Origin of the sequence: Janthinobacterium sp. SUN120 (genome assembly GCF_030397735.1) — a bacterium.
Taxonomy (GTDB): domain Bacteria; phylum Pseudomonadota; class Gammaproteobacteria; order Burkholderiales; family Burkholderiaceae_D; genus Janthinobacterium; species Janthinobacterium kumbetense.
In genome coordinates this window covers 984,553-997,146 of sequence record NZ_JAPUBW010000002.1, presented here as the reverse complement: position 1 = coordinate 997,146, position 12,594 = coordinate 984,553, and the positions used below count along the sequence as shown (strand labels likewise).

Here is a 12,594-nt window from a genome sequence, read left to right as displayed (position 1 = left end):
GCGTCGCGCCTGTCGGCGAGCGCGATTACTCTTGCGGTACCAGCGCCAGCGCCGCGCTGAAGTCGCCCATCGGCTTGCCGCCGTTGGCCACCAGCGCCTTGTCGCGCGTGCTCAAGCCATCGAGCACGGGCAACGCAAAACGGTGCGTGATGGCGCGCAGGATGGAAGCCGAATCGTATTGCGTATGATCAACTAAACCCTTTTTCACATACGGCGAGACGAGGATGGCGGGCACGCGCGTGCCGGGACCCCAGCGGTCGCCCTTCGGCGGCGCCGCGTGATCGTAAAAGCCGCCGTTTTCATCGTAGGTGACGATGACCAGCATGTTCTTCCATTGCGGACTTTTCTTCAGCTGGGCGATGACGCTGGCGATGTGCGCGTCGCCGTCGGCCACGCTGGCATAGCCCGCGTGCTGGTTCAGGTTACCCTGCGGCTTGTAGAAGGTCACGGGCGGCAGCTTGCCGGCGCTGGCATCGCTGAGGAACTGGCTGTCGAAGTCGCGCAGGTGGGCGGCGCGGTAGGCGGGCGCCTTCACGGGGTCCATATTCGCAAAGTAATTGAACGGCTGGTGGTGGAACTGGAAGTTCGGCGGATTCGGGAAGCTGCCGGCGCGCGCGCTGGCTGTGGCCAGGGCCGTCGTGTCTTTCCAGGCGCCTGCATACCAGGCCCAGTCGATGTTCTTGCCTGAAAGCAAATCACCGATATTCGTCTGCGTCTGCTGCGGCAGGGTGGTGGCCTTGCTGGTATCCGCATACAACTTGCTGCTGTCGCCGGACGCCGGCGCGTTGCTGCTGGGCTGGAACGGCGGCTGCATGGTGTTGACGGCATAGAACATGCCCGTGCTGTCGGCCGGCGTCAGCGCGCCGTCATTGGCATAGGCGGGCGCGCCGTTCAGGACGGTGCCCGGCGCCGTGGCGGACGGCGTCAGGCGCAGGAAGTTGCCCTTGGCATCGACGTCGATCTTGGCGATCGAGCCCTTGGCCACCGAGGTGTCGGCGTTCGGGTAGGTGGGGGCGCAGGCGCAGATCAGGTACTGGTGCGTGAGGAAGGAGCCGCCGAAGGCGCCGATGAATAGGTTGTCGGCCAGCGCATATTGCCTGGCGATGTCCCACAGCTGCATCTTGCTGCCGTCGTAATAGCCCATGCTCAGGCCACCCGCGTCGGAGTACGCGGCGAACTTGTCGTTGGCGCCGCCGTTGATCTGCATCTGGTTGTTGTAGAAGCGGTGCACCAGGTCGCGCGTGATGACCGATTGCGGCAGGTACAGCGGGCTGCTGGCGTCGTCGATCTGGAACGGTTTGTTCGGCAGGTTGGCCGATTGCGCCTGCGTGATGACGGTGCTCTGGCCGGCCGCCGTCATGCCGCCCCAAGTGGGCGGCAGCACGGGCAGGGTACTGCCGTCGATGTCTTTCTGCGCGACATACGAGGAGGTTGATGTCGGATTGACGCCCGGCACGCCATTCGCGCCCGGGAACAGGCCGTACAGGTTGTCGAAGCCGCGGTTTTCCGCGTAGATGACGACGATGGTCTGGATATTGTTCAGCGCCAGGGCGCCGTTCAGGGCGGCCAGCGCATCGGCGGGCGCCGCTTGCGTGCTGGCGCTGGCGATCAAGGCCGTCACGCTGGCGTTTTCCGCCTTCAGTTTCGCCAGCTCGTCGCCGCTGGCCTTGTTGAAGTCGGACGCCAGGCCCGCTTCCGACACGCCCAGGCGCGCGGCCAGCTTGCTGCTGGCGGCCGCAAAGTCGCCGCCGTTGCCATCCATGACTTGCGCCAGTTCCGTCGACAGGGCGCTCACAAACGCGCTGTGGCCGGCGGGAGCGCGCAGCAGCAGTTTTTGCGTCACCTTGCTGCCGCTGTCGCCGATGGCTTCATGGCGGATGGCGTCCGTGCCGATGGTCACCAGCACGGCGCCCTGGCCGTCCAGCGTGTAGCTGCCGTCGGCGGCCGTGCGCACGGTGGCGGAGGCGTTGTCGCACGTCAGCTTGGCGGTGGGGCTTTCCAGGCACACCTGGGCGTTTTCATAGTAGCTGCCGATCACCTGGCCTTGGGTGCTGGGGGTGATCGCATAGTCGCTGCCGCAGGCGGCCAGGCCAAGCGACAGTAACAACGGCAGGGGCCGCAGGGAGGGTTTTGCGTGCAAGTTCATGTTCATGCCTTCTGGGTGGAAAACGTCGCATGCTAGGCAGGCAATATGTCAGCTGCGTGACATGTCAGCGCCTGTTACATGACGTAATGTACGAACTTGATACATGAGGTTTTGCGGGGTTTTGTCACGCAGCTGTCACATGCCGTTGCTACGCTGCCAGCCCATGATGAAAACGATACCCCCTCTGCTGCTTGCCCTTTGCATGCTGTCCGCTTGCCAGCCCGCGCCGCCGCCGGAAGCCCAGGCCGCCCCCGCGCCCGCCTATCTGGCCGCGGCCTACGCGCCGAGCTTGAAGCGCCAGCCATCGGTGGCGGCAATGACGGCCATGGGCCGCGCCATGTTTTTCGAGCCCAGCCTGTCCGTGTCGGGCAAGCTGGCCTGCGCCAGCTGCCACAGTCCCGAGCATGCGTACGGCCCGCCGAACGGGCTGGCGGTGCAGCTGGGCGGCCCTGAGCTGAAGGACGCGGGCACGCGGGCCGCGCCGTCGCTGCGCTACCTGCAGACGGCGCCCGCCTTTACCGAGCATTTCCATGACGACGATGGCGACGACAGCGTCGACGCGGGCCCCACGGGCGGGCGCAACTGGGATGGCCGTGCCCAGTCCGGCCATGAGCAGGCGCTGGCGCCGTTGTTGTCGCCGCGCGAGATGGGTAACCGCGACGGGGCCGCCGTCGTCGCCAAGCTGCGGGCCGGCCCGCTGGCGGCGCAGTTCCGCCAGACGTATGGCGCGGATATTTTCGAACAGCCGGGCCAGGCGCTGCGCTGGGCGCTGATGTCGCTGGAAGTGTTCCAGGAAAGCCCGGCCGACTTCTATCCCTACACGAGCAAGTACGATGCCGTGCTGCGCAAGCAGGCCGTCCTGAGCCCGCAGGAAGCGCGCGGCCTGGCCCTGTTCAACGATGAACGCAAGGGCAATTGCGCCTCCTGCCATATCAGCCAGGTGAGTGCCGGCGGCGCCTTCCCGCAATTTACGGATTACGGCTTGATCAATATCGGCGTGCCGCGCAACGGCAAGCTGCCGGTCAATGCGGACCCGGCGTTCTTTGACCTGGGATTGTGCGGCCCGGACCGCACCGACTTGACGCAGCACAAGGAATATTGCGGCAGCTTCAAGACGCCGTCCCTGCGCAACGTCGCCCTGCGCAAGGTGTTTTTCCACAACGGCAGCTTTACCAGCCTGGAGCAGGTACTGCGTTTTTACGTGCAGCGCGATACGGCGCCGCAAAAGTGGTATCCAAAGGATAAGAACGGCAAGGTGCGAAAATACAACGATATGCCGCCGGGAATGGAAGCGAACGTGAACGTGGAAGCGCCGTTCGACCGCCAGCCGGGCCAGGCGCCCGCCCTGAACGCGGCGGAGATCGCCGACGTGATCGCCTTCCTGCATACTCTGACGGATGGCTATCGGGCGCCCGGTCCTGCGCAGGGAAAACATGGCTAAAAAATATCAAGATACCATTGCTTACAACTACGCCACAAAAGCGTGTTTTTATGTGCGTTAGCGCACGCTAGAAAATTTTAGGCAGGTGTATATTGCGAACTGATCTGTGTCTTTTGATAACAATGAAAGGGAATATCATGAAAGTAAGCAAAAATTGGATGACCGTGTGCGCCGCCGGGATGATGGTCGTGGCACTGGCTGCCTGCCAGAAGAAGAGCGATGTCGCCGCAGGCCCTGCGGAACAGGCTGGCCAGAAGATCGATGCGGCCGCTGCCAAGGCTGAAGCCGACATCAAGGCCGCCGCTGCCAAGGCTGACACTGCCGTGAGCCAGGCCGCTGCCGATACGGGCGCCAAGATGGATCAGGTCGCTGCTGACGCCGACAAGAAAATGAGCGAAGCGGCCGACGCCGTCGGCAAGAAAGTGGAAAAAGCGGGCGAAAAGATGCAGGACGCCGCGCACAAGTAATCATCGCAATAACATCGCCAGGGCCGGCCACGGCCGGTCCGCTCCCCGCAGCGGTCGTCAGGTGACGGCGGCTGCGGTCACGCCATCGCTGGCGCCAGCCTGGCTGTCCCGCGTCGCCGTGCCTGCAGCGGCAGTATCGCCCCCGTCCGTTCCCCCCAGCACCACGCTCAAATCGACAAAGCCGTCGCGCCACGCGCGCTCCAGGTCTTGTTCCACCGCTTCCAGGGTCGTTCTTTCCACCTGCTGAAAACCGCGCAAGCCATACGCCCGGTTGCGCCCGTGCGCCTTGGCCAGGTACAAGGCCATGTCGATCAGGTTGACGCTGCGTTCCCACGTGAGCGGGCGTCCCAGCGGCGCCAGCGGATAGGGCGCGAAGCCCACGGAGACGTGCACTTGGATGGCCTGCCCCTGGTAGTGGATGCTTTGCGCCGCCATGCCGTTGAGGATGCGCCGCGCAATATCGTCGAGCCCGTCGCGCGCGACGGCCGGGAGGAAGGCGAGGAATTCCTCGCCGCCCCAGCGCACGATCATGTCCGTTTCGCGCAATACGTCGTGCAAGGTTTCAGCGATCGTCGTCAGCACCAGGTCGCCCGCGGCATGGCCGTAACGGTCGTTGATGTGCTTGAAATGGTCGACATCGAGCAGGAACAGCGCGCCCACGACATCGGCGCCGCCGTAGGCCGGCTGCGGCTTGCCCGCATGGCTGCGCATGAATTCCTGGAAATGGCGGCGGTTGTACAGGGCCGTCAGCGGGTCGCGCGAACTTTGGCGCTTGAGTTCCTGGTTTTTCACCTTCAGTTGCACGTTCGCGTGGCGCACCTTGCGGTACAGCAAGCCAACGATGGCGGACGCCAGGGCCAGTACCAGCGCCAGCAGCCACCACACGCGCTGCTGCAGGCGGCGGTTGTCGATTTCCGTGCTCTTGAGCTGATTTTCGCGGCTCAGCAGCTCGATCTGGCGCTGCTTCTTTTCCGCCTCATACTTTTCTTGCAGCTCATACACGGCTTTTTGCCGTTGTTTCTCGAACAACTGGTTCGAGATGCCCCGCTCGCGGTGGTAGGCCGTCACGGCGCCGCGCAGGTCGCCCGCCTTTTCCAGCGCCGTGCCATATTCCAGCAGTACGGCCTGCATGTCCGGCTGGTTGGCCGTGCGTTCGTAGTAGGCCAGGCCCGTGGCCACGCTTTGCTTGCCTTCCTGCAGGCGTCCCTGGCCGATCAGCGCCTGGCCGATGTTCAGGCGCGCCGTCGCCTCCACCTGTTCATTGTTGACCAGGCGCCCCGCCGTGATGGCTTCATTCGCATAGCGCAGCGCGCGCGCGTAGTCGCCTTCCTTCAGGTAGCTGTCCGACAGGTTGACGAGGGTAACGGCCACCATGCCGCGCGCGTCCAGCTGGCGTTCCAGCGCCAGGGCCGCCAGCAGGGCGCGCTGGCCCCGCTGCGGCTGCTGCGCGTCGAGCGCCAGCCCGTATTCCGTATTCTTCGCCTGCGCCATACGGCCCGGCGACGCCAGGGTGCCGGATACGGCCAGCAATTCATCGAGCACCGCGAAGCCCTTGTCGTATTCGCGCATCTGCGTGTACAGCAGGGTGAGGGCATTCAGGGCGGCGGCCAGGCTGGTGGGGGAGTTGCTCTGGCGCGCCAGGTCGACGGCCGCCTGCAGCTTGGCCAGCGCAAACGGGAAATTGCCTTCCTCGGCCCACGACTGGCCCGCGCTGATGGTCGCCTGCACGCGCACGGGCAAGTCGTCCGTGCGGTTGGCGATGCGTTCCGCTTCGAAGGCCAGCAGGTGCGAGGCGCGGCGTTCGTTCAGGGCAAACGTGATGTAGGCCTTGCAGAGCACGCCTTTCGCCAGCGCCACGTCGTTCTTGTTGGCGCGGGCGTAGGCGATCAGCTCCTCGGCCAGCTGCATGGCGAGGTCGTTCTGCCCCAGGCGCATGCGGACGGTGCTCAGCTGGGTCAGGAATTCCGCGCGCACGGGCAGGGGGGCGTTGCGCGCCTGCGTTTCCACCTCTTGCAGGCGCTGCAGGGCGCGCGCGGGCACGAAGCGGCCATCTTCGCGCACGGCGGCAATCTGCTGCTCCAGGTTGCCGGCCTGGGCATGGACGGCGGGCGGCAGCAGGCAGGCCAGTACCAGCAGCCAATGCGCCTTTCGCCATGATGCCCGTCTCTGTCTGCCTGCCAACGTCCCGCTCCCGCAATGACCACCTGTCTTGAACAGATTATATTCTGTTGCAATCAAGAAATATCATGCGGTGCGCAGAAATTTGCGAAAGTGCACACGGCAGGCATTGACAAGGCCCCCTTACTGCGCCAGCTGCTGCAGCAGGTACAGGCGCTGGTACAGGCCGCCTTCGATCTGCATCAGGGCGTCGTGCGGCCCCGCTTCCGTGATGCGGCCGTGATTCAGGACGATGATCCGGTCGGCTTCGCGGATGGTCGACAGGCGGTGGGCGATGGCGATGATGGTCACCTTGCCGCGCAATTCATTGAGGGCCAGTTGCACGATCTGCTCCGTCTGGCTATCGATGCGCGACGTCGCTTCGTCCAGCAGCAAGATGCGCGGCTGGCCGGCCAGCGCGCGGGCGATCGCGATCAGCTGCTTCTGCCCGGACGACAGGCGCGAGCCGCCTTCGCCCAGCGGCGTGTCGTAGCCGTGTTCCAGCGCGGCGATGAAGTCGTGCGCATGCGCGGCGCGCGCGGCCGTCTCGATCTGCTGCTGCGTGTAGCCGCGGCCCATGTCGATGTTTTCGCGCGCCGAGGCAGCCAGCAGGAAGGGGTCTTGCGGCACCAGGCCCACGTCGGCGCGGAAATGCTCGTTGTCGATGCTGTCGAGGGCGACGCCATTGATGGCGATGCTGCCCTGTGTGACGGGGTAGAAGCGCAGCAGCAAGGAGAGCAGGGTCGACTTGCCGCTGCCCGTGTGGCCGACGATGCCGAAGAAGGCGCCTTGCGGGATGGTCAACGACAGGTCGTGCAGCACGGGCTGGTTTTCCACGTAGGCGAACGTCAGGCGGGAAATGTCCACGGCGGGCAGGTCGACGCCCGCTTTCGTTTGCCGCAGGGCTGGTGTTTCCCTGCCCTGCGCGTGTTCCAGCGCCTGCGCTTCGTCCAGCAGGGCCGAGACGCGCGCCGTCGCCACCACAGATTGCTGCAATTGACTGAACTGCATGGTGATCTGGATCAAGGGTTCGATCACGCGCGCGATGTAGCTGATGAATGCGTACAGCACGCCCACTTCCACGGCGCCCATCTCGCGCCGGCCGAAGCTGAAGATGACGACGGCCAGCAGCACGATGTTGAGCATGTCGAGCGCGGGGCGCAGCAGCCAGGCGTTGGCGCGCAATTCCTGCATGCGCGCCGTGTAATGGTCCTGGTTGATGCCCGTGAAGCGCGCGCCGAAGCGCTTTTCCGCGTTATTCGCCTGCAGCACGCTCATGCCGCCGATCGATTCGGCGATCTGCCCGTTGATTTCGCTGCGCAGGGCGCGCGCGCGCGTGACGGCCGGCGCGCTCCAGCGCTGGTACAGGAAGACGATGACCAGCACGGCCGGCAGCAGGGCCAGCACGATCAGCATCAGCCGCCAGTCGAGGAAGGCCATGGCGGCCATGGTGCCGACCAGCACGATGGAGCTGTCGAGGATGACGAACAGCACCTGTACGTACAGCGATTTCACGGCTTCCGTGTCGTTGGTGACGCGGCTGACCAGCTGGCCCGTGATGGCGCGGTCGAAAAAACTCATCGGCAGGCGCAGCACGTGCTGGTACACGGTTTCGCGCAGGCGCTGCACCGAGCGCATGGCCAGGCCGGACAGGCGCACCAGCTGCAGGTAGCGCAGGCCGGAAGCGACCCAGCCCGTCAGCAGGCAGCCGCCCAGCAGCAGCGACATGCGCGTCCAGTCCAGATTGCGCGGCAGCAGATGCTGGTCGATCAGGGCCTTGCCCAGGATCGGCCCCGTCACTTCCAGGGCGGCGGCGAGGATCAGCCAGAACGTGGCCCAGTACAGGTGGCGCAGGTCGGGCGCGGCGGCGCGACGCAGCAGGCCGATGGCTTGCGCGGCCTGGCGGCGCACGGATGGCGTGGCGGTGGTGGCGTGGTCGTTCTTAGATGGCATCGAGGCTGGCCTCCAGTTGTTGATAGCGCCACTGGCTGGCATACCAGCCGTCGCGCTGCATCAGCGCGTCGTGGTTGCCCGTTTCCGTCACGTGGCCATCGCGCAGGACCAAAATCAGGTCGGCGTTGACGACGGCGCTCAGGCGGTGGCTGGCGATGATGGCGCTGCGCTCGGGGCGGCGCGCGCGCAATTCTTCCAGGTGCTGCAGGATGCGCGTTTCCGTGCCCGTATCGACGGCCGACAGCGCATCATCCAAGAGCAGCAAGCCGTTGTCGGCCAGCAGGGCACGGGCGATCGCCACGCGCTGGCGCTGGCCGCCCGACAGGGTGATGCCTTTTTCGCCCACGTGGGTCTGGTAGCCGTCGGGGAATTGCAGGATATCGTCGTGGATGTCGGCCAGCTGCGCCGCCCGTTCCACTTCCTCGCGCGTGGCGCCGGGACGGGCCAGGGCGATATTGTCGGCGATGGTGGCGGAGAACAGGAACGATTCCTGCGGCACCCAGCTGATGGCAGCGCGCAGCGCGTGTAAGGTATAAGCGTCCAGCGGCTGGCCATTCCACGTGGCCGTGCCCGATTGCGGCGTGACCTGGCGCAGCAGCACGCGCAGCAGGGTCGACTTGCCGCTGCCCGTGGGGCCCACCAGACCCAGGGTCTGGCCCGGCTGCAGGCGCAGCGAGATGCCGGACAGCGCGGGCGCCGTCTGGCCTGCGTACGCAAAGCCGATGTCCTGCAATTGCAGGGGGCCGGGCGTGAGTGTGGCGATGCTGCCATGGTCGTCGATGGCCAGCGGCGCATCGAGCATCGGCTGCAGGCGCTGCCAGGCGGCGCGGCCCCGTTCGATCAGCGAGAGCACCCAGCCGGCGGCGAACATGGGCCAGATCAGCTGGCCCAGGTACATGGAAAAGCTCGTCAGCGCGCCGATGGTCAGCTGGTCTTGCCACACGAGGTAGCCGCCCAGGCCCAGGGTCAGCGCCGTGGCGGCCGTCAGGGTCAGGCCGACGGCCGGCTCGTACGCCGCTTCCCAGCGCTGCGCCGTCAGGCTGGCGTTGGCCGCGTGGCCGGCCAGGGTGGAAAACTGCTTGCTGCTGCGCTCTTCCAGGCCCAGCGCGCGCAGGGTGCGCACGCCCGACAGCGATTCCTGCACATGGTCGTTCAGCGCGGAAAAGCGTTTCAATGAATCCGTCGACGCCGTGTGGATATGGCTGGAGATGCGCCAGAAGGCCAGTCCCATCAGCGGAAAGGGCAGCAAGGCGATGCAGGCCAGGCGCCAGTCCACGCCCAGCAGCATGATGCCCAGCACCATCAGCAGGGTCAAGGTGCCGTCGAAGCCGGCCAGCATGGCTTCGCCGGCGGCCATTTCGATGGCGTCGATGTCGTTGGTCGCCAGCGCCATCAGGTCGCCCGTGCGCTGGTTCTGGTAGAACGACGCGCCTTGCTGCGACATGCGCGTGTAGAAGCGCGTGCGGAGCATCACGCCCAGCTGGTAGGCGGCCTTGAACAGGGTGATGCGCCAGCCCACGCGCAGGAAGTAGATGACGACGCCGACGGCGAGCAGGGTCAGCAGCTCAAGCCACAGTTCGGCCGCCGTCATGCGGTGTGCGGCCAGGGCGTCGATGATGGCGCCCACGCGGCGCGGGATCCAGACGGTCAGTGTTGCCACGCCGGTCAGCATGACGGCAGCGGCGGCATACGCCGGCCAATGCTGACGCACGAAGCCGGCGATGAGCCTCGATAAACTCATGGTTACCTTTTGTTTTGAATAATGGGGTGTCGCGGGGCGGAAGGATGGGCACGCGGACGGAAAGTACGCGTAGGATACAACAAGGCGGAAAAGCGCGCTGTGGGCGGGCACGCAAAAAACGGGCCGTAGCCCGTTGTTTTGCTGCATCAGTGCCGTGCGCGAGGCTTACTTGCGACCGCTGCCTTTGCCGCCCAGCATGTCGAGCTGTTTCGATGGCGTGCCCTTGGGCGCAACCTTGGCTGCCGGCTTGGCGGCTGGCGCAGGGGTGTGCTTCACGGCGGCCTTGGCCACGGTCTTGCCGGCGGCGCTGGCCGGCTTGGCGGCCGGTTTGCTCGTAGGAAATGGTTTCGCGGCCGGCTTGGCCGGTGCTGGCGCGGCGGCTTTCGCTGGCGCGGCGACGGGCGCCGGTGCGGGCTTGGCCGCTTCAGGCTTGGCTGCCGGCTTGGCTTCGACCGCTTTCACGGCAGGCTTGTCGGCAATCTTTTCGGCAACCTTGGCAGGCGCCGCTTCCGGTTTGGCTGCCGGCGCGGCGACTGGTGCGGGGGCTGGCGCTGCCTTGGCGGCAGGCTTGACCACGTCGGCAGGCTTGGCGGCAACGGGGGCAGGTGCCGCTGCAGGCGCAGGCGCAGGTACGGCGGCCAGCGCTGGCTTGGCTGCGGCAGGCGCTGGAGCAATGGCAGGGGCGACGGCATCGAGGCGGGCCTTGGCCGAGGCCAGCAATTCAGCCTGGGTGCTCGAGGCGATGCCGAACAGCTGGCGGCTGTAGGCCAGCACGCTTTCGATGTTCGGCTGGGCCTGGCTGGTGCTATAGCTGAAGAAGTCGCGCGGGTCCTGCGTTTCCAGCAGGTGCTGCGCCGTTTCCGCCGTATGCGACAGGGCGGCCTTGCCTGCGTTCAAGTTCAGGGCGATGATTTTCTCGGCGCTTTCAAAGACTTTGCTGGTGAGGGTGCTGAAGATTTGCAGCTGGCTTTCCAGTTGCGACTTGGCGGCGCTGGAAAATTGTTCAGGAAGCGGAAACATATTTACTCCTTTGTACGGATTAAAATGCTGGCAAAACGCTCTGCAAAATCACGAAAACCAGAGTTGGCCGCGTTTTGTAAAGTGGGTAGCGCGCTAAAAGCTGATCATGGACTTTTTATGATGCAACGCAATATGAATATTCTAGCGGTGATTCGAGTTAGTTGAAAGCTATTTTCTCAAGGGCGTGCGCCGCATGTTTGCCACGGGCTGGCTGTATTCATGCGCCTGGCAGCATTTGCAGAAAGTTTGCGCGTGCGCAAAGCGTTGTCATGGAATCTATGGCTACGCTTTTGCCAGTGAGTATATTCGTGCACTGCAGCATCCTTGAGGAAATAAGATGACAATGCACTGGAAGCACCAGGTACTGCAGTCAACCGAAGGAGTGTCCGCATGGACCTAGTCATCCGCAATGCCAGCCTGCCCGACGGGCGCCGCGCCATCGATATCGCCATCGAGGGTGGCCGCATCGCCGCCGTCGGCCCCGCCTTGCCCGTGACGGGCGCGCAAGAGATCGACGCCGCCGGCGACCTGGTCACGCCGCCGTTTGTCGACGCCCACTTCCACATGGATGCCACGCTCAGCTACGGCCTGCCGCGCGTGAACGCCTCCGGTACTTTGCTCGAAGGCATCGCCCTGTGGGGCGAATTGAAGCCGCAATTGACGCAGCAGGCGCTGGTGGACCGCGCCTTGCAGTATTGCGACTGGGCCGTGGCGCGCGGCTTGCTGGCCATCCGCTCGCACGTGGACATCTGCGACCCGCGCCTGCTGGCCGTCGAAGCGCTGCTCGACGTGAAACGCCAGGTGGCGCCGTATCTGGATCTGCAGCTGGTGGCCTTCCCGCAGGATGGCATCCTGCGCAGCCCGGGCGCCTTCGACAATCTGAAGCGCGCCATTGCCATGGGCGTCGACGTGGTGGGCGGCATCCCGCATTTCGAACGCACCATGGCGGACGGCGCGGAATCCGTGCGCCTGCTGTGCGAATTTGCCTGCGAACGGGGCCTGATGGTGGACATGCATTGCGACGAGTCGGACGACCCGCTGTCGCGCCACATCGAAACCCTGGCCTTCCACAGCCAGCGCCTTGGCATGCAGGGCCGGGTGACGGGTTCGCACCTGACGTCCATGCATTCGATGGACAATTACTATGTGAGCAAACTGCTGCCGCTGATCCGCGAGGCGGGCGTGGCGGCCATCGCCAACCCCCTCATCAACATCACCTTGCAGGCGCGCCACGATACGTATCCGAAGCGGCGCGGCATGACGCGCGTGCCCGAGATGCTGGCCGCCGGCATTCCCGTCGCCTTTGGCCACGACTGCGTGATGGACCCGTGGTACAGCCTCGGTTCTGGCGACATGCTGGAAGTGGCGCACATGGGACTGCACGTGGCGCAGATGACGGGACAGCAAGCGATGCACGACTGCTTCCTGGCCGTGACGGAGACGCCGGCGCGCATCCTGGGCCTGGACGGCTACGGCATCGCGCCCGGCTGCCATGCGGACTTGCTGATCCTCGATTGCAGTTCGACGGTGGAAGCGTTTCGCCTGCGCGCGGCGCGGCGCCTGGTGCTGCGGCGCGGGAAAGTCGTCAGCGAATCGCCCCGCGCGCAATCGCGCCTGCACCTGCCGGGACGGCCCGATAGCGTGAATTTCCGCCTGGGGCGCTGATACA

At 65.3% G+C, this 12,594-nt stretch carries 8 protein-coding genes and 1 pseudogene; 3 read left to right on the top strand and 6 right to left on the bottom strand.

From position 1 onward, the window contains the following. Positions 1-25: 25 nt before the first annotated feature. Positions 26-2,146 (bottom strand): acid phosphatase, encoded by a 2,121-nt coding sequence (acpA, locus tag O0879_RS14195; protein ID WP_289916958.1) that lies wholly within the window; start codon positions 2,144-2,146, stop codon positions 26-28. Between the two features lie 166 nt (positions 2,147-2,312). On the opposite strand from acpA, the gene O0879_RS14190 reads away from it, so the two are divergent. Together O0879_RS14190 and O0879_RS14185 are read left to right on the top strand one after the other, a co-directional pair. Further along, on the top strand, positions 2,313-3,587 hold the full coding sequence (locus tag O0879_RS14190) for a cytochrome c peroxidase (protein WP_289917875.1): 1,275 nt from the start codon (positions 2,313-2,315) through the stop codon (positions 3,585-3,587). A 137-nt stretch (positions 3,588-3,724) separates the two neighbouring features. Next, positions 3,725-4,054 (top strand): hypothetical protein, encoded by a 330-nt coding sequence (locus O0879_RS14185; protein WP_289903778.1) that lies wholly within the window; start codon positions 3,725-3,727, stop codon positions 4,052-4,054. Between the two features lie 57 nt (positions 4,055-4,111). Here the strand turns inward: O0879_RS14185 and O0879_RS14180 are convergent, their stop codons facing one another. The 5 genes and pseudogenes from O0879_RS14180 to O0879_RS28575 form a co-directional block, all read right to left on the bottom strand. Continuing rightward, positions 4,112-6,235: a GGDEF domain-containing protein gene (locus tag O0879_RS14180; RefSeq protein ID WP_289916957.1), complete on the bottom strand. Its 2,124-nt coding sequence runs from the start codon at positions 6,233-6,235 to the stop codon at positions 4,112-4,114. 120 nt (positions 6,236-6,355) lie between these two features. Continuing rightward, on the bottom strand, positions 6,356-8,164 hold the full coding sequence (locus O0879_RS14175) for an ABC transporter transmembrane domain-containing protein (RefSeq protein ID WP_289916956.1): 1,809 nt from the start codon (positions 8,162-8,164) through the stop codon (positions 6,356-6,358). Beyond that, positions 8,154-9,905 (bottom strand): ATP-binding cassette domain-containing protein, encoded by a 1,752-nt coding sequence (locus O0879_RS14170; RefSeq protein WP_289916955.1) that lies wholly within the window; start codon positions 9,903-9,905, stop codon positions 8,154-8,156. Before O0879_RS14170 ends, O0879_RS14175 begins: the two co-directional genes overlap by 11 nt. Positions 9,906-10,070: 165 nt before the next feature. Next, positions 10,071-10,481 carry a hypothetical protein gene (locus O0879_RS28580; RefSeq protein WP_354670192.1) on the bottom strand — a complete coding sequence of 137 codons (411 nt, stop codon included), beginning with the start codon at positions 10,479-10,481 and terminating at the stop codon, positions 10,071-10,073. A 117-nt stretch (positions 10,482-10,598) separates the two neighbouring features. Continuing rightward, positions 10,599-10,925 (bottom strand): annotated as a pseudogene (locus O0879_RS28575) (phasin family protein); the annotation flags it as partial. Between the two features lie 390 nt (positions 10,926-11,315). On the opposite strand from O0879_RS28575, the gene O0879_RS14160 reads away from it, so the two are divergent. After that, the gene (locus O0879_RS14160) at positions 11,316-12,590 is read left to right on the top strand and encodes an amidohydrolase family protein (RefSeq protein ID WP_289916953.1); all 1,275 of its coding nucleotides are present in this window, start codon (positions 11,316-11,318) and stop codon (positions 12,588-12,590) included. Positions 12,591-12,594: the final 4 nt, after the last annotated feature.

Excerpts from the sequence above, each read along its gene's own strand:
- acpA (WP_289916958.1), bottom strand. The coding sequence starts at position 2,146 with ATGAACTTGCACGCAAAACCCTCCCTGCGGCCCCTGCCGTTGTTACTG.
- O0879_RS14190 (WP_289917875.1), top strand. The coding sequence starts at position 2,313 with ATGAAAACGATACCCCCTCTGCTGCTTGCCCTTTGCATGCTGTCCGCT.
- O0879_RS14185 (WP_289903778.1), top strand. The coding sequence starts at position 3,725 with ATGAAAGTAAGCAAAAATTGGATGACCGTGTGCGCCGCCGGGATGATG.
- O0879_RS14175 (WP_289916956.1), bottom strand. The coding sequence starts at position 8,164 with ATGCCATCTAAGAACGACCACGCCACCACCGCCACGCCATCCGTGCGC.
- O0879_RS14170 (WP_289916955.1), bottom strand. The coding sequence starts at position 9,905 with ATGAGTTTATCGAGGCTCATCGCCGGCTTCGTGCGTCAGCATTGGCCG.
- O0879_RS14160 (WP_289916953.1), top strand. The coding sequence starts at position 11,316 with ATGGACCTAGTCATCCGCAATGCCAGCCTGCCCGACGGGCGCCGCGCC.